Genomic DNA, 18,027 nt, shown 5'->3' on the forward strand with positions numbered 1-18,027 from the left:
GCCCGCCCGCATTCCACCCCCAGCGTGCCCCCGGTCACGGTCAAACCACCCACGCAACCGACAACCGGACGGTCGCCGATCGCGCCCCGGCCCACCACGCGCTCGATCATCTCGATGTCGGCGAAACAGGGCTATCCGACGCGCTCCAACCCCCCAACATCACCGACAACGCGTTGATCAAGTTCGGCGGAAGTCGGACCAGACCCAGACCACCCGGGTGGCGCATTCAGACCGGGGAGGCACGGGGCTCGCATCCCGCTCGGGATAGCCTGGCCAACCATGTCATCGACAGAGCGGGGCACCATGGACGTACCCGACCCGGCCGGTCGCGGACGGACACTGGCGACGATCGGCGCGGCGGTAGCCACCGCGGGCCTGGTCGTCCTGGCCGCGGCCGAGTTCTTCCTGTCCAGCTTCCTGGTGATGGGCAGCGATGCCTGCTACGAGCAGGACGAACCGTTGATCTGCACCCCAGGTGGACAGCAGCTGGTCTTCTGGCTCGCCGTCTCCGGGGCGGTGGTCGGTCTGGGCGTCGCGGTCGGCGGAGCCTGGATCTGGCCGCGTCGGTGGCGTGCGGCGTGGATCGGGCTGGGTTACCTCGTCGTACTGAGCACGTTCGGGGCCGCATACATGATCGCCACGGGCAACTCGTGATGTGACAGACGGACTCGACCAACTTTTGACGGATCAGTCAAAAGATGGCTGTACATCTTCAAAAGTTGTGGACACCTCTCGGTAAGTTCTCTAGCCTGTCGTTCATCGATGTTTCGGACGCATGAACATCGATGTCGGTCGGGGCGTCACGACCGGCGACACGCATCTTCAGCCGGGCGACCACATCGGCGGCGGTTCGACCCGGTCCGCGCACCAGTCACCCACCCTGGAGACCGCCGTGACCACACGGACGCACCGCCGCCTCCGCAGGCCCGTCACCGCCCTGTCCGCCGCCCTCCTCCTCGCCGGCAGCCTCTCGATGTCCCCGGCCACCGGCCACGCCGCCCCACCACCGCAGGAACCGGGCGTCACCCTCCGGGTGTACGACGTCCAGGTCCCGCTCACCGAGCTGTGCACCGTCAAGCCCGGCCAGACGCCCAACGTGGACAAACTGATGTCCACCGTCAACTGGACCTCGGCCGCCGACTTCGGCTTCGAGGACCGCTTTCTCGCCCACGTGCTCGGCAACGTCAACATCGCCACCGCCGGCTCCCACGCCTTCCGGTTGACCAGCGACGACGGCTCCCGACTGTTGATCGACAACAGTCTGGTGATCAACCACGACGGGCTGCACGGCCCCACCGGCAAGGAGGGCGCCGTCGACCTCGGCACCGGCTACCACGCGCTGCGCATCGAACACTTCGAACGCGACGGCGGGCAGCAGCTCACCCTGGAATGGAAACCGCCGGGCGCCACCGCCTTCTCCGTCGTACCGAACTCGGTGCTCAGCACCGACGCGGGCGTGGTGCGGGTTACCGCGCCGGGCCGCAAGGAATGCGAGGGTGGGCAGGACTCCCCCGGCGACGGACTGCCGCTCACCAGCGTCCATCCCAGCTACTCCCTGACCAACCTGCGACCCGCCGGATTCCAGCCACAGGTCAGCGCCATGGACTGGTATCCCGACGGCCGGTTGGCCATCGCCACCTGGGGCGGCACCGACAACACCCTCGGCGAGGTGTACGTGCTGTCCAACGTCACCGGCTCCACCGGCCCGGGGCAGGTCACCACGAAGAAGATCGCCTCCGGCCTCAAGGAGCCGATGGGCATCAAGGTCGTCGACGGGCGGCTGTACGTCTCCGAGAAGCACCGGCTGACCGAACTGGTGGACAGCACCGGCGACGGTGTCACCGACACCTACCGGACCGTGGCCACCTGGCCGTTCGGCGGGAACTTCCACGAATTCGCCTTCGGCATGCTCTACCAGGACGGCTACTTCTACCTCAACCTGTCCGTGTCGATCAACTACGGCGGCGCCACCACCGACCCGCAACCCGCGCCGAACCGCGGCACCACCATCAAGGTGCACAAGGACACCGGCCAGGTCAGCTACGTCGCCGGCGGGCTGCGCACCCCGAACGGCATCGGCTGGGGACCCGAGGGTGGCATCTTCGTCACCGACAACCAGGGCGGTTGGCTGCCGTCGTCCAAGCTGCTGCACGTCAAGCAGGGCCGGTTCTTCAACCACTACATGAACCCGGCCGGGCCGTTCGACGCGAACCCGGTGACCCAGCCGGTGCTCTGGCTCCCGCAGAACGAGATCGCCAACTCGCCGTCCACCCCGATCCAGATCGGCTCCGGGACGTACGCGGGGCAATTGCTGTTCGGCGACGTCACCTACGGCGGCATCCAGCGGGCGTACCTGGAGAAGGTCGGCGGCGAGTACCAGGGCGCGGTGTTCCGGCTGACCCAGGGACTGGAGGCCGGCGTCACCCGGATCAGCCTCGGCCCGGACGGCGCGATCTACGCCGGCGGGCTCGGCGCCGGCGGCAACTGGGGCCAGGAGGGCAAGCTGGCGTACGGGCTGCAGAAGCTGACGCCCAACGGCACCAGCACATTCGACATCCTGGCGATGCGAGCGATCGACGGCGGCTTCGAACTGGAGTACACCCAGCCGCTGTCCACCGAGACGGCCACCGCCCTGGCCACCCGCTACAAGGTCAAGCAGTGGCGCTACCAGCCCACCTCCGGGTACGGCGGACCGAAGCTGAACGAGGAGACGCTGCCGGTCACCTCCGCCACCCTGTCGGCCGACGGCCGGAAGGTCACCCTGAAGCTGACCGGCCTGCAGGCGGGCCGGGTGGTCTACGTCCGGTCGCCACGCCCGTTCAGCTCGGCCAGCGGACAGACGTTGTGGAGCACCGAGGCGTGGTACACCCTCAACACGCTGGTCGGTGGGGGCGGCGTCCGCAGCGGACCGGTCGTCGGGTTGGCCGGCAAGTGCCTGGACATCAGCAACTCCGGTACGGCCGACGGCACCAAGGTCCAGCTCTGGACCTGCAACGGCACCGGGGCCCAGGTGTGGACCGTGCAGGGTCAGGTGCTGCGCAACCCCAACTCGAACAAGTGCCTCGACATCTCCAACGCGGGCACCGCCGACGGCACAAAGGTGCAGCTCTGGACGTGCAACGGCACGGTCGCCCAGAACTGGGTGGCGCAGGCCGACGGCACGCTGCGCAACCCCAACTCGGCCAAGTGTCTCGACATCGCCGGGAACAACTCGGCCGACGGAACCCAGGCCCAGATCTGGACCTGCACCGGCGGCGCCAACCAGCGGTGGACGCTGCCGTGAGCTAGCCGCCGCGGGCCGGTGCTCCCGACACTGGACGGAGCACCGGCCCCACCGGTCGCCGCACTGGCCGACGCCCCCGGCGCACCACCGTCATCAGGGCCAGCCGCGGTCCCGGGCGTGCCAGCCGAGCTGGATCCGGGACCGGGCGCCGGTCACCGCCATCAGGTGCTGGATCCGCCGGACCACCGTGCGCCGGCTCATGCCCAACCGCGCACCGGCCGCCTCGTCGGTGAGCCCGGCGAGGAGCAACGAAATCAGGTGCCGGTCGTCGGCCGAGAGCACCTCGCCCGGGAGGGCCGTCTCCTCCGGACCGGTGACGACCAGCGGGGTCGCCCTGCTCCACACCGTCTCGAAGAGCGCGACCAGCGCGTCCAACAGACCGCACGGATGCACCAACAGCGCCGAGTTGTGCGGGGCCACGGCGGAGGCCAACGGCAGCAGGGCGAGTTCCCGATCGGCCACCGCCAACTTCGTCGGCACCGAGTCCACAAGCCTCGCCTGCTCACCGGAGCGGATGTGGGTGGCGGCGCCGGCAGCCATCTCAGGGTCCTCCATGACGGACCGTTCGTAGACCGCGCGGTAGCTGATGCCCGCGGCTTCCCGAGCCAGTTGTGTCGTGTTGGCCGGTCGCGGCATCGCGTACGGCGGCGCGACCAGCACCCGCATCTCCTGCCGGGCGGTGCGCTGCAACCGCTCGAACGCCCGCCCCACCGCGGCCCGACCGGACACGATCTCGATGAGGTCCTCGGTCCGCCTGTTGCTCGACCGGCCGCGTGCCTCCTCGGCCAGCCGGTACGCGGCCTCTCTGGCCCGGTCCAGTTCGTCCTGCCGCCGCCGGACCAGTTGTTCGACGGCCACGTCCGCGGGCACCGGCACCACCCGCTCGTGCGGTGCCGGGGTGCGGTGCACCAGTCCCTTCCGGCCCAGCGCGGCCACCACCCGGCGGACCTGCGCCACGCCGAGCCCGGTGCGCTGGGCGAGCTGTGGCACGGTCGTGCTGCCCGTCCGGACGAGACAGATATAGACGGCCTCCTCGGTTCGAGACAGTCCGGCGACTTCGAACATCGGCGGCAACCCCCATGGCCCACCTGCGCCATGGCGCAGACACGCGGCTTGATGATCCTTTACGGCGGCAGTTACGAGATGTGAGGCTGCCGGCGGCCGACGTTGCACGTCAAGGGAGATCTCATGAGGACATGGTGGAGAACGACGGTGGCGAGCGTGGCCGCGCTCGCGATCGTCATCCCGGGCGCGGCCGGGGCGGCACCGCCGACCGGTGGCGCAACGACGCCAACCAATGCGACGCACTCCTCCGGTACGACGCACACGATCACACTCGTCACCGGCGATGTCGCCCGGCTCACCACGTTCCCGGACGGCCGGCAGGACGCCAACGTGGAACGCGACCCTTCCCGGCCGGCAGCGACATACCGGATCAGTCGCCGGGACGGTGACGTCTACCTGACCCCTGCCGACGTCCTGCCACTCGTGGCGTCCGGCCGCGTCGACCCGCAGTTGTTCAACCTCACGGACCTGGTTGCCCAGGGCTACGACGACGCCCGGCAGCCGACCCTGCCGCTGCTCGTCGCCGGGGCCCCGGGCGGTCCCGGAAAGCGCGTCGCGGCCCCGGCCGCTCCGCCCGGCACCACCGCCAACCGCCAGCTCCCCAGCATCGGCGCCGTGGCGGTAAGCGAGGACAAGCGGCACGCTCGCACCTTCTGGAAGGCGGTGGCGACCGGACCCACCACGCTGTCCGCCGGGGTCCAGCGCGTCTGGCTCGACCGCAAGGTCCGTGCCAACCTGGACGACAGTGTCCCCCGCATCGGCGCGCCCGCGGCCTGGACCGCCGGATACACCGGGCGTGGTGTCAAGGTCGCCGTACTGGACTCCGGCTACGATCCCGACCATCGGGACCTCGCCGGTCGGGTGGCCACCGCGAAGAACTTCACAAGCGAGCCGGACGCCACCGATACCTTCGGCCACGGTACCCACGTCGCCGCCACCATCGCCGGCAGCGGCACCGCCGGCCGCGCCGGTGCCCGGGGCGTCGCGCCCGACGCCGACCTGATCGTCGGGAAGGTTCTGGACCAGCACGGAAGCGGCAACCTGTCGGCGGTCATCGCCGGCATGGAATGGGCGGTCGCGCAGGGCGCCCGGATCGTGAACGTGAGCCTCGGCGCCCCGGCGGCCGAAGGGCCGGACCCGGTGACCGAGGCGGTCGACTCGCTCACCGCCTCCTCCGGCGCGCTCTTCGTGGTCAGCGCCGGCAACTCCGGCCCTGACGTGCAGACCCTCGGCACGCCGGGGACCGCCGACCGTGCCCTCACCGTCGGTGCCGTGTCCAAGGCGGACGAACTTGCCAGCTTCTCGAGCCGTGGACCACGCCTCGGGGACGGTGCCGCCAAGCCGGAGATCACCGCGCCAGGTGTGGACATCGTCGCCGCCCGGGCCGCCGGCACCTCGCTCGGCCAGATCGTCGACCGGTCGTACACCTCGATGTCGGGCACCTCGATGTCGGCACCGCACGTCACCGGCGCGGCCGCCCTGCTCGCGCAGCGCCACCCCGACTGGCGGGCCGACCAGCTCAAGTCCGCCCTCGTCGCAACCGCCGCCGCGGTCACCGACGCGCCGGTCTGGGCCCAGGGCGCCGGCCGCGTGGACGTGCCCGCCGCGCTCGACCCACCAGTCACCGTCGACCGCGCCAGCGTCGCCTTCGGTCGGCTTCCGGCCGGTGGAAAGCCCGTCACCACACGGGTCACCTACCGCAACACCCGGCCCCGGCCGGTCACGGCGAACCTCTCCGTCGCCGCCACGGACGCCGGGGCCGCCGCCCGGCCGGCGGCTCTCTCGGTGACGCCGACCCGGCTCACCATCCCGGCCGGTGGCGAGGCCACCGCGACGGTCCGGCTCGACCCGGCCGCCACGGCACCCAACCTGTACACCGGCCTGCTCACCGCCCGCGCCGCCGGTCGGACCCTGCGGACGCCGGTGGGTCTGGCCGTTACCGCGCCGACGCACACCCTGACCGTCGCCGCGACCGACCGGGACGGGAACCCGGCCCGCGGCTTCGCCAGCAACGTCGAGGTGTGGAACCTCGACACCGGCGAGAGCTACTACGGATTCTTCCGGGAGGACGGACCGGCCACCCTCGACGTCCCGGCCGGCCGGTACGCCCTCACCGGTTGGATCTTCAGTCTGCGTCCGGACGGGACCGAGAAGGACATCTCCGTGCTCAGTGAGCCGGAGCTGACGGTGGATGGGGACCGGACGGTGCGGCTGGACGCCCGGCGGGCCACCGAGATCCGCATCGATCTGCCCGAGCCGACAGTCGCCGAGAGCATCGGCCTCGCCTGGCAGCGGGAGACGGCCGCCCGTTCCCTGCTCAGCGGCATGATGGTCGATGCCCGCATGGTGCGACGGGTTTACGCCACCCCGACCCGCCCGGTCCGCACCGGAACCTACCAGTTCTTCAGCCGGTGGGATCTGGCCAAACCGCCGCTGACCGCCACCGTCGCCGGGCAGGACGGCTTCGGTCTGGCCGATCCGCGGCCCATCCCGGAAAGCACGTTGATCGACGGTACGCGCGAGCTGCGGCTCGTCGATGGTGGCGCCGGCACTCCGGCAGACCTCGACCGACCGGATGTCCGGGGGGCCGCGGTGTTGGTGCGGTACCAGGACTTCGCCACCACCCAGGAGCAGATTCGGGCCGCGGCCGACGCCGGGGTTCACGCCCTCCTGCTGGCTCCGGACGAAGAGGTGTACGGACAGGCCAGCGCGTGGGGGCTGCCACCGCTGCCGACCTACTTCGTGGGCACCGCCGACGCCGGCCGGCTGCGCGACCGGTTGGCCGCCGGCCCGGTCGAGCTGGTCCTACGCGGGCAGGCCGTCACCCCGTACCGCTACGACCTGCTCCTACCGGAGCCGGGTCGGATCCCGGCTGACCTGCACTACACCCGCAAGGACCTCGCGCTGGCCATCGTGGACAGCGAGTTCCACAGCCACGCACCGGACATGCTCGCGGTCGACCGGCGGGCCGGCTACCCGCCGGGAGTCGACGTGGCGTTCTCCACCGGCAGGTGGATCACACGGCCGCACCGGCGCGTGGACCACGTCAACACCGGCGTGCTCTGGCGGACCACGGCCACCCTCGAAGGGAGCAACCTGGGCGGCGGGTACGGCACGATGTACGGACCGCTGCGAGAGCTTCGCGCGGGAGACCGGGCGCGGGAGGTATGGTTCCCGGCGCTCACCCGGCCAGCCGTGCCGCAGACCCTGCCGAGTTACGCATACGGGTTGCCGGCGAACCGGTTCCACGACGCCATCCGGGTGGCCATCCCGCAGTACGCCGATGGCGCCGTCACCCAGTACGGCTGGTTTGACGGGCAGTCCGACCGCGCCCGGCTCACCCTGCGCCAGGGCTCACGGGTGGTGGGCACCGCCGACGCCTCGTCCGCCCAGTTCACCGTGGGCCGAGGCGGCGGAACCTATCGGCTCACTCTGGACGTGAGCCGCGACCAGGTCGCCGACGAGCCCTGGTGGACCACCTCGACCGCCACCTCGTCCACCTGGAGATTCCGATCGGAGCGTCCCACCGGGGACAAACCCGCCATGCTTCCCCTGCTCCAGGTCGGCTATGACATCGACACCGACCTGACGAACACGGTACGAGCCGACCGGCCGTACCCGCTGCGGTTGGATCCCGGCTACCAGCCGGGAGCGACCGGGCGGGGCCGGTTCGCGGTGACCGTTCAGGTGTCCTACGACGACGCCGGAACCTGGCTGCCGGTCAAGGTCGACCGGGGCGACGGGTTCACCGCCATCATGCCGGCCGCGCCGGCAGGCGCCGAGTTCGCCTCCGTGCGAGTGTCGGTCCGTGACGCCGGTGGAAACCGGCTCGACCAGACGATCAGCCGCGCCTGGAAGGTGACCCGCTAGCCGGACCTCGGCCGGTCCGGTCGGGCCTCGCGCCTGACCGGACCGGCCGACGGCCGGAACGCTCGGCCCGGCCGGTGGGCGGGCGGAGCGTTCCGGCCGCTGGCGTCACTCCGGCTCGTACGCGAGGTTGGGGCGCAGCCACCGTTCGACGTCGGCGATCGGCAGGCCGCGCCGGGCCGCGTACTCCTCGACCTGGTCCCGGCCGATCCGGCCGACGGTGAAGTACCGCGACTCGGGATGGGCGAAGATCAGGCCGCTGACGGCGGCGGCCGGGGTCATCGCGAACGTCTCGGTCAGCCCGATCCCCTGGTCGGTGGCGTGCAGCAGGTCGAACAGTTCCCGCTTCTCGCTGTGGTCGGGGCTGGCCGGGTAGCCCAGCGCGGGCCGGATGCCCCGGTACCGCTCGGCGTGCAGGTCGGCCAGGTCGGGCTGGGCGTCCGGCTCGAACCAGGCCCGGCGCGCCTCCAGGTGCAGGTATTCGGCGAACGCCTCGGCAAGCCGGTCGGCCAGCGCCTTCACCATGATGGCCCGGTAGTCGTCGTGCTCCGCCTCGTACCGGGCGGCCAGGTCCTCGGCGCCGTGGATGGCCACCGCGAAACCGCCGAGGTGGTCCCCGGCCGGGGCCACGTAGTCGGCGAGACACCGGTTGGCCCGGCCGGCCGGCTTGGTGGTCTGCTGGCGCAGCATCGGGAAGCGCACCGGTTCGTCCGTGTCCACCACGATGTCGTCGCCCTCGGCGTGCGCGGGCCACAGCCCGTAGACGCCGCGCGCGGTGAGCGACCCGTCGGCGATGATCGTGTCGAGCAGCGTGTTGGCGTCGTCGTACAGCTCCCGGGCCACCGGCTGGTCGAGGATGGCCGGGAACTTGCCCTTCAGTTCCCAGGCCAGGAACAGGAACTGCCAGTCGATCATTTCGCGCAGCGTGGCGATGTCGGGCGTGCTCACCCGGACGCCGGTGAACGACGGCACCGGCGGGTCGGCGAGGTCCACCCGCTCGGGGTTGACCCGGGCCTGGTCGAGGGTGAGCAGCGGCTGGGCGTGCCGGGACTCGTGCTGCTCGCGCAGCCGATCCTGGTCGGCCCGGTTGGCCTTGTCGAGCGTCTCGGCCCGGCCCGGGTCCAGCAGGTCGGAGACGACGCCGACGACCCGCGAGGCGTCCAGCACGTGCACAGTTGTCCCGTCGTACGCCGGCGCGATCCGTACCGCGGTGTGCTGGCGGGAGGTGGTGGCGCCGCCGATCAGCAGCGGCAGCTTCAGGCCGCGGCGCTGCATCTCGGTGGCGACCGTGACCATCTCGTCCAGTGATGGGGTGATCAGTCCGGACAGGCCGACCGCGTCGGCGCCCTCGGCGACCGCGGTGTCCAGGATCTTCGCGGTCGGCACCATCACGCCGAGGTCGACGACCTCGTAGTTGTTGCAGCCCAGCACCACACCGACGATGTTCTTGCCGATGTCGTGCACGTCGCCCTTGACCGTGGCCAGCACCACCTTGCCCTGGCCCCGGTTGTCGATCCGGCCCTCGGCCTGCGCCCGCTCCTTCTCGGCCTGCATGAATGGTTCGAGGTAGGCCACCGACCGCTTCATCACCCGGGCGCTCTTGACCACCTGCGGCAGGAACATCTTGCCCGAGCCGAACAGGTCACCGACGACCTTCATGCCGTCCATCAGCGGACCCTCGATCACCTCGAGCGGTCGCGCCACCCGCTGGCGGGCCTCCTCGGTGTCGTCCTCGATGTAGTCGACGATGCCGTGCACCAGCGCGTACGACAGCCGCTCGGCCACCGGCGCCTCCCGCCAGGACAGGTCGACCTCGCGCTGCTTGCCCTTGCCGGTGACCGTGGAGGCGAAGGTGACCAGCCGGTCGGTGGCGTCCTCGCGCCTGTCGAACAGCACGTCCTCGACGAGTTCCAGCAGGTCGGCCGGGATGTCCTGATAGACGGCGAGCTGCCCGGCGTTGACGATGCCCATGTCCAACCCGGCCCGCACGGCGTGCAGCAGGAACGCCGAGTGCATCGCCTCGCGGACCACGTCGTTGCCGCGGAACGCGAACGACAGGTTGGAGATGCCACCGCTGGTGCGGGCGCCCGGACACCGCTCCTTGATCAATGGCAGCGCGTCGATGAACGCCTTGGCGTACCCGTTGTGTTCGGCGATGCCGGTGGCCACGGCGAGCACGTTGGGGTCGAAGATGATGTCCTCGGGCGGGAAGCCGGCCTTGTTGACCAACAGGTCGTAGGCGCGGGCGCAGATCTCCACCTTGCGGTCGCGGGTGTCGGCCTGGCCGCGCTCGTCGAAGGCCATCACCACCACGCCGGCGCCGTAGTCGCGGATGCGCCGGGCCTGCGCGAGGAACGGCTCCTCACCCTCCTTGAGGCTGATCGAGTTGACCACGCCCTTGCCCTGGACGCACTTGAGGCCGGCCTCCAGCACGCTCCACTTCGAGCTGTCCACCATCACCGGGATCCGGGCGACCTCCGGCTCGGTGGCGAGCAGGTTGAGGAACGTGGTCATCGCCCGCTCGCTGTCCAGCAGGTCGGCGTCCATGTTCACGTCGAGCAGGTTGGCCCCGCCGCGCACCTGGTCGAGGGCCACCTCGACCGCGGCCTGGTAGTCGTCGGCCTCGATGAGCCGGCGGAACTTCGCCGACCCGGTGACGTTGGTCCGCTCGCCGATCATCACGAATCCGGTGTCCGGGCCGATGGCGAACGGCTCCAGGCCGCTGAACCGGGTGGCCGGCGCCGACGCGGGCACCGTCCTGGTCGGCAGGTCCGCGACCGCCGCCGCGATCTTCTCGATGTGCGCCGGGGTAGTGCCGCAACAGCCGCCCACCAGGTTGACCATGCCGGACCGGGCGAACTCGGCGAGCAGGCCGGCCGTCTCGTCCGGGGCCTCGTCGTAGCCGCCGAACGCGTTCGGTAGGCCGGCGTTGGGGTGGCTGGCGACGTAGGTGCCGGCCAACCGGGACAACTCGGCGACGTGGGGCCGCATCTCGGTCGCGCCGAGCGAGCAGTTCACCCCGACGACCAGCGGCTCGGCGTGTTCGATCGAGCGCCAGAACGCCTCGACGGTCTGCCCGGACAGGGTGCGCCCGGATATGTCGATGAACAAGGAGATCCACAGCGGCAGCTGCGGGGCCACCTCGCGGGCCGCGGCGATGGCCGCCTTCGCGTTCAACGTGTCGAAGATGGTCTCGATGAGCAGCAGGTCGACGCCGCCCTCGGCGAGCGCGTCGATCTGCTCGACATACGCGGCCTTGACCTGGTCGAACGTCACCGTCCGGAAGGCCGGGTCGTCGACCTTGGGCGACAGCGAGAGGGTGACGTTCAGCGGGCCGACCGAGCCGGCGACGAAGCGTCCGCCGGCCTCGTCCGCCGCCTGCCGGGCCAGCCGCGCACTCCGCCGGTTCATCTCGGGTACGAGCGACTCCAGCCCGTAGTCGGCCTGGGCGATGCTGGTGGCGGTGAACGTGTTCGTGGTGGTGATGTCGGCGCCGGCGGCGAGATATCGCCGGTGCACGTCGAGCACCAGATCCGGCCGGGTCAGGTTGAGCAGGTCCGGGTCGCCGGTGACGTCCTTCGGGTGGTCCTCGGCGATCAGGTCGCCCCGGTAGTCCGCCGGGCTGAGTTTCGCCTCCTGGAGCAGCGTCCCCCACGCCCCGTCGAGCACCGCGATACGGCGGTCCAGCAGCTCACGCAGCGCCGCTTCGGCACCCGACCGGCCTTGACTCCCACTCACACGACCACCTCCGTCGATCTTCGATCGGAGGCGCCCTTGGTCGTGGTGGAACTTCCAGCCGAGCGTGGCGGGCTCAGCCCGTTGCAGCGCCTCTCGACCTCACCCGAGGCTACCGGAACCCGACGGATCCGCCACGAAGGTGCCCGGCATCTGGGCCAGCGCGTGGCGGGTGACCCCTGGCGGGGCGGTGACCCTGGCCGCCTCGACCGGCGCGTCCCGGTCCACCGGCGTCCAGGTCAGCGCCTCGACGTCGGCCGTGGTGCCGACATGGTGAATGATCAAGCCGCCCGCAGTCGCGACACCCGGAGGTTCCCGCCATGACGCCGGTCACCGACCCCGCCGATCCCCGCGCCGCGGGTGTCGGGCCGCCGGACGCCGTCACCCAGGACGGCCGCTATCCGCGGCCGCGACTGGTCCGTCGGGGCTGGGCGGACCTGTGCGGTCTGTGGGATTTCGGGTACGGCGTCGACGACGACCGGGCGACGCCCGTCGGAGTGGACTTCGACAAGCGGATCGTCGTGCCGTTCCCGCCCGAGTCGCCGGTCTCGGGAATCGGGCAAACCGGGTTCGCGCCCGTCGTGTGGTACCGGCGACGGATCACCACCGACGATCTGGTCGCGGCCGGGCACGACGCGGCACGCCCGCGCCTGCTGCTGCACTTCGGCGCGGTGGACTGGCGGGCCGACGTGTGGCTGGACGGCCGGTACCTGGGCCACCACGAGGGCGGCCAGACGCCGTTCAGCTTCGACATCACCGAGCGGGTCGAGGCCGCCACCGGCCCGCTCGACCTGGTGGTGCGGGCGGTCGACGACCCCGGCGACGTCGACCAGCCGCGGGGTAAGCAGGACTGGCGGGAGCGGCCACACGGGATCTGGTACCACCGCAGCACCGGGATCTGGCAACCGGTGTGGCTGGAGGCCGTACCGCCGACGTACGCCACCGACGTGCTGCTGGTCCCTGACGTTCCCGGCGGCGCTCTCGACGTCACCGTCGAGCTGAACCGGCGGCCGGTGGGCGCCGGCCGGCTCGCGGTGCGGCTCGATCACGAGGGCGTTCCGCTCGGCCATGTCGAGGTGAGCGGTAGCGAGCGGGTGCTGCCCGTCCGGGTGCCGATCGCGCGGCTGCGTAACGGCGCCGACGAGGACCTGCTCTGGGCGCCGTGGAACCCTACGTTGATCGGCGTCACCGTCGAGGTGGCCGACGAAGCGGGCGTCGACACCGTGGCCAGCTACACCGGGCTGCGCAGCGTCGCCACCGAACGGCGCGTCTTTTTGATAAACGATCGGCCGATCTTCGTCCGCTCGGTGCTGGCGCAGGGCTACTGGCCGGAGTCGCACCTGGCGGCCCCCTCCCCGACGGCGCTGCGCCGCGAGGTCGAACTGATCAAGGAGCTGGGCTTCAACGCCGTCCGGGTGCATCAGAAGGTCGAGGATCCGCGCTTCCTCTACTGGGCCGACCGGCTCGGCCTGCTGGTGTGGGCCGAGACCGCCAACGCGTACGCCTTCGGCGCCCGGTCGGTGGAACTGCTGACCGCGGAGTGGATGGATATCGTCCGGCGGGACCGGTCCCATCCGTGCGTGGTGACCTGGGTGCCCATCAACGAGAGCTGGGGGGTGCCGCGCGGCCCGGGGGTGGCGGCGCAGCGGCACTACGCCCGCGCGCTGGCCAGCCTCACCCGGGCGCTGGACCCCACCCGGCCGGTGGTTTCCAACGACGGGTGGGAACACGTCGACTCCGACATCTGGACGACGCACGACTACACACAGGACGGTGACCGGTTCCGGGACCGGTACGACGATCCGGATCGGATGCCGGAGCTGCTGGACCGGTTCGGTCCGAACGGTCACCGGATGCGGCTCGACGACGCGCCCGACCGGGGGCAGCCGTTCATGGTGACCGAGTTCGGCGGGATCGGGTACGACACCGGCGCGGAACCGGGCGCCTGGGGCTACGTGACGGCGACCTCCGCCGAGGAGTTCCAGCGGCGACTCACCGACCTGGTTCCGGCGGCGGCGCGCGCCCGCGGGCTGGCCGGGTTCTGCTACACCCAGCTCACCGACACCGGGCAGGAGACCAACGGGCTGTTGCGGGCCGACCGGACCCCGAAGCTGCCCGTGGAGGTGATCCGGGCACTGGTGCGTACCGACCGGGGCTGAGCCCACCCTCGGGCCAGGCTCCGGAAACGGTACCGCGGGAAGGTCAGGCGGTGTGAATCCGGACGAACGCCGCGTCGGGGAGGTCGGGTTCCGGCGGCGCTACTGTTCCGAGGCCGACCGTTGGCTGAGCTCCACCGGGGTGCCGGCCTCCACGGTGCGGGAGACGGTGCAGATCCGGTCGTGGGACAGCCGCATGGTGCGCGGCACCGCCTCCCGGGCCGCGTCTCCGGCGGGGCCGTCCGGGAAGGCAACCGCGAACTCGACCCGGAGGTTGCGCATCCGGTTGCCGCCGGTCTCGTCCCGGATCTTGTCGCCGGTCACCCGGACCCGGAACTCGTCCGGTTCGGCGCGTCGGCTGGTGACCAGGTCGACATCCACCGCGGAGCAGCCGCCGAGGGCCGCCAGCAGCAGCTCCACCGGGGTGAAGTCGTCGTCCTTCCCCGTACCGATGGAGATGGTGCCGCCGCGTGCGTTGCGCACGACGTACCGGCCGGCGCTGCTGCGCTCGATGTCGACCGAGCGCAAGGATTCGTCTGCCACGTACCAGAACCTACCGGCCGGTTCGGTGGCCCGCCGTGGGACGGTCGGACCGCCGAACCGGCTTCGGTGCCTGCTCGTCGCGTCCCGCTCAGCCGGCGGTCGGGCGGAAGTAGCGGTCCTTCATGTAGGCCATCGTCTTCAGCCCGATGCGGGCGCCCTGCTCGTCGGCGCTGCGGGTATGGATGCCGCCCCAGATCCGCGCCTCGATCACCTCGGCCAGCGCCGCGGAGAAGCTGCCGAAGTGCCGCCGGGTGCCCGAGTCGCTGCTGTAGGCGCTGAACGGGATGGTGTCCCGACCGAAGAAGTAGGCAAGCGTCGACATGGTGGCGGCGGTGTGGCAGGTGTGCCCGGACGTGTAATCCGGGTGCGGCGGCGTGACCAGCAGTGGTGTCCAGGTGGGGTCGGGGACCGTAGCGGAGTTGCCGTCGGTGTCGCCGAGTTGGATGGCGGTGATCGGCCGCCACCGGCCCCAGGCCGCCTTCTCGTTGTAGCAGGCGATGTCCGCGTCGGCCTCGGTCAGGTTGACCATGGCGAACATCCGGGCGGTCCGCAGGACGCTCAGTCGCTGGTTCGTCGCGAGCTGGCGCTTGATCTCCCATGCCGGGAGCCGGCGGTCGTGCCACCAGATCGCCGCCTCGGTCTGGTCGGCGGTACGGGTGGAACCCGTGACCCGGCCGAGCTTCTTGACCTCGTTGTAGTCCCGGGCGTACTGCGAGCTGGTCAGCGCCGGCGGCCCGGCGGTGCGGAACATCGTGGCGCTGGGCACCAGGAACGGCTTCATGTGGCCGACCCAGGCCCCGTCATTGCCGAAGCCCGGCGGGGTGGGCCGCCATTGACCGGGTTGCGTCCCCACGGGAAAGGTCTGGGGTCCGAAGGCCCCGTCATTCTGCCTGAAAGTGATCATGGCGCTGGCCGTCCGCGTGCCGATGTCGATGCCGCGGGTCTTCGCGGTGCCGTTCGGAATGGCGGCCAACGACTCGTCGTACCTCGTCTGGAGCGAGGCGTGCTGGGCGGGGAAGAGCGAATCCAGCACCCGGAAGGCGGCCGTGGCGACCGCGGCGTCGGTCGACTCGGAGCCGGTGGCCGGCGGTGCGACGAGGTACGGCTGGTACGGCGTGCCGGCGATGGCGTTCACCGCGTCGTAGATCGCGCCATGCACCATCGAGGCGCCCCGGGACTGGATCTGCGGCGCGTGGCCGGCGACGTCGAAGATCGCGGTCTCGGCGATCCGGTCCCAGGTGAGGATCGGATTGGTGTACGCCTCGGTCGCCGCGACGGACGGTGGCCCGTAGGCGAGCGACGACCCGGTCACCAGGATCGCGGTGACGATCGGGGCAACCGCCCGGCGCGCCATTCGACCTTTGATTGTCACAGTGTGTCCCCTCACTCCCCCCGCACACAGATCACCCTTGACCTGAACAGGGAGACGTCGATATTGAACCCAGTGACTATAGACATTGTTAAAGGAGATGGTCGATGGGCCAAAGGGACAGGGTGGAGGGACAGATGCCATCGACGACATTCATGAAATATTCAATTCCGACGGCTCCACGGAATGGGAATTGCGTATCGCCCGGGGGAAGTCGCCGAGCAATCCCCTCAGCACCCTCCGTAATCGGGTGGTTCGATAGCGTCAACCCTCCCACCGTTCCCAGGCCGGCCGGCCATTGCCCGCCCGGTAGGCTGCCGCCTCATGCCGAGCTGGTTCGACTTCGTCACGGTCGAGGCGAGGACCGTGTTACTGGCCGCCGGGGTGACCGCGCGCCACGACGGTCGTACCGAGATCTCCGCCGATGACGTCGCCCTGGCCCTGCTCGGCGAGCGGGACGGTGCCGCGACGACCGTCTGGCACCGGCTGGGGGTCGACCGTGACCGGCTCGTCGAACGGCTGCGGCCCAGGGGGACCTACCGGCCCGGCGCGCCGGTGGTACGGCTCGACGCCACCGCTCGGGCACTGTGGGAGCGGGCCCGCCGCACAGCTCTGCTCACCGGCGCCGACCGGGTCGGCACGCGGCACCTGCTGCTGGCGCTCGTCGACGACGGCCCAGCCGCGGTGGTCGTGGCCTTTACCGAGGCCGGCGTGACCCGCGTCGCCGCACGGGCCGTACTCGATCGGGTGCCGGAGATCGAGAGGCTGCCGGCGCGCCTCGGACCGGTGCGCCGGTGGCGGTGGCGGTGGGCACGGTGGCGACTGCGGTGGGACCGGCTACGCCGGGCGGTCCGTCGCCGCCCCGCGCTGGTCGTGGCTCTGTTGGCCCTGGTCGCGGCGGTGACGGTGGCGACGCTGCGCTACGCGTCCTGACCGCGGTCCAGGCCGATTCCGAAATCGGCAACGGCACCGGCCGTCCGGTCTCGATGTCGCGCACCTGATCGGCCGTTATGCCGCAGGCCACGGTCGCCGCGTGGTACCGTTGCTCGCTTTGCCTCGGGGCCCCTCACCAGGGCCCGACCAGGCGGACTGTTCACGCGCCAATCTCACCTGCCGCTGTGAGGCGATCAGGTGCGTGCCACCAGGGCCAGCTCCGGAGGACCTATCGTGCTGGGAGATCCGACACCGGTCGGTCCGCCGACGCGGAGCACATTGGCCGACGACTTCCGGCGGCTCGGCGTCCGTCCGGGCGACACGGTTCTGTTGCACTCCTCGTTGCGGGCGGTCGGCTGGGTCGTCGGAGGTGCCACGGCACTGGTGCACGCCCTGCTCGACGTGCTGGGTCCGACCGGGACGGTGGTGGCGCCCGCCCAGACGCCGCTCAACCGCGATCCCTCCCGGCTCGCCGACCCGCCGCTGCCGGAGCAGTGGTGGCCGGTCTTCCGGGAGCACCTGCCGGCGTTCGATCCCGCAATCACGCCGAGCGAGACGGTCGGCGTGGTGGCCGAGCGCATCCGCACCTGGCCGGGAGCGTCGCGCAGCGCCCACCCGCAGACCTCGTTCGCCGGCATCGGGCCGGCCGCCGCCGAGATCCTCGCCGACCACGCGCTCGACAGCCCGTTGGGCGAGCGGTCCCCGCTGGCCAGACTTGTCGAACGGGACGCCACGGTACTGCTCGTGGGCGTGGGCTTCGAGGCGTGTACGACGTTCCACCTTGCCGAATACCGGCTGCCCGACCCACCCGTCCGGACCAACTCGTGTGCGGTGCTGGTTGGTGGCGAGCGGAACTGGGTGACCTACACCTCGGTGGCGCTGGACGCCACGGACTTCGGCGAACTCGGCCGTGAATTCCGGGAACGGACCGACGTGGTGACCGACGGACTGGTCGGGGCTGCGGCGAGCCTCGCGTTGCCGGCGCGCCGGGCGGCCGACTTCGCCGTCCAGTGGATGGCACGACACCGGCCCTCCCGGCTCGCCGACATGTCGTCAGTGTGAGACTTCCGATCGGG

At 71.1% G+C, this 18,027-nt stretch carries 11 protein-coding genes; 6 read left to right on the top strand and 5 right to left on the bottom strand.

Going from position 1 to position 18,027, the window contains the following annotated elements:
• Window positions 1-279 precede the first annotated feature (279 nt).
• A complete protein-coding gene (locus ACFQUZ_RS24715) occupies window positions 280-654 on the top strand; it encodes a hypothetical protein (protein WP_377446272.1) in 375 nt (124 codons plus the stop codon).
• A gap of 121 nt (window positions 655-775) precedes the next feature.
• A complete protein-coding gene (locus tag ACFQUZ_RS24720; protein WP_377446273.1) occupies window positions 776-3,283 on the top strand; it encodes an RICIN domain-containing protein in 2,508 nt (835 codons plus the stop codon).
• Window positions 3,284-3,376: 93 nt separating this feature from the next.
• Here the strand turns inward: ACFQUZ_RS24720 and ACFQUZ_RS24725 are convergent, their stop codons facing one another.
• Entirely contained in the window at window positions 3,377-4,348 is a 972-nt protein-coding gene (locus ACFQUZ_RS24725; RefSeq protein ID WP_377446274.1) for a helix-turn-helix domain-containing protein, read from the bottom strand.
• Window positions 4,349-4,471: 123 nt separating this feature from the next.
• Here ACFQUZ_RS24725 and ACFQUZ_RS24730 point away from each other — a divergent pair, with 123 nt between their 5' ends.
• Window positions 4,472-8,218, top strand: a complete 3,747-nt coding sequence (locus tag ACFQUZ_RS24730; protein WP_377446275.1) for a S8 family serine peptidase — start codon at window positions 4,472-4,474, stop codon at window positions 8,216-8,218.
• 105 nt (window positions 8,219-8,323) lie between these two features.
• Here the strand turns inward: ACFQUZ_RS24730 and metH are convergent, their stop codons facing one another.
• Window positions 8,324-11,953 (bottom strand): methionine synthase, encoded by a 3,630-nt coding sequence (metH, locus tag ACFQUZ_RS24735; protein WP_377446276.1) that lies wholly within the window; start codon window positions 11,951-11,953, stop codon window positions 8,324-8,326.
• A gap of 99 nt (window positions 11,954-12,052) precedes the next feature.
• Complete coding sequence (locus tag ACFQUZ_RS24740) at window positions 12,053-12,235, bottom strand: hypothetical protein (RefSeq protein ID WP_377446277.1); 183 nt, start codon at window positions 12,233-12,235, stop codon at window positions 12,053-12,055.
• Between the two features lie 35 nt (window positions 12,236-12,270).
• Here ACFQUZ_RS24740 and ACFQUZ_RS24745 point away from each other — a divergent pair, with 35 nt between their 5' ends.
• Window positions 12,271-14,109, top strand: coding sequence for a glycoside hydrolase family 2 protein (locus ACFQUZ_RS24745; RefSeq protein ID WP_377446278.1), 1,839 nt, complete (start codon window positions 12,271-12,273; stop codon window positions 14,107-14,109).
• Window positions 14,110-14,208: 99 nt separating this feature from the next.
• On the opposite strand, the gene ACFQUZ_RS24750 is transcribed toward ACFQUZ_RS24745, so the two are convergent.
• Together ACFQUZ_RS24750 and ACFQUZ_RS24755 are read right to left on the bottom strand one after the other, a co-directional pair.
• Window positions 14,209-14,649: an OsmC family protein gene (locus tag ACFQUZ_RS24750; protein WP_377446279.1), complete on the bottom strand. Its 441-nt coding sequence runs from the start codon at window positions 14,647-14,649 to the stop codon at window positions 14,209-14,211.
• An 88-nt stretch (window positions 14,650-14,737) separates the two neighbouring features.
• Window positions 14,738-16,003: a phosphatase PAP2 family protein gene (locus tag ACFQUZ_RS24755; RefSeq protein WP_377446280.1), complete on the bottom strand. Its 1,266-nt coding sequence runs from the start codon at window positions 16,001-16,003 to the stop codon at window positions 14,738-14,740.
• Between the two features lie 339 nt (window positions 16,004-16,342).
• Between ACFQUZ_RS24755 and ACFQUZ_RS24760 the strand changes: the two genes are divergently transcribed.
• Both ACFQUZ_RS24760 and ACFQUZ_RS24765 read left to right on the top strand, forming a co-directional pair.
• Window positions 16,343-16,951: a Clp protease N-terminal domain-containing protein gene (locus ACFQUZ_RS24760; protein WP_377446281.1), complete on the top strand. Its 609-nt coding sequence runs from the start codon at window positions 16,343-16,345 to the stop codon at window positions 16,949-16,951.
• A 234-nt stretch (window positions 16,952-17,185) separates the two neighbouring features.
• Entirely contained in the window at window positions 17,186-18,013 is an 828-nt protein-coding gene (locus ACFQUZ_RS24765; protein WP_377446283.1) for an aminoglycoside N(3)-acetyltransferase, read from the top strand.
• The last annotated feature ends 14 nt before the right edge of the window (window positions 18,014-18,027 follow it).

This window comes from Plantactinospora sp. GCM10030261 (assembly GCF_042666615.1).
Classification (GTDB): domain Bacteria; phylum Actinomycetota; class Actinomycetes; order Mycobacteriales; family Micromonosporaceae; genus KBS50.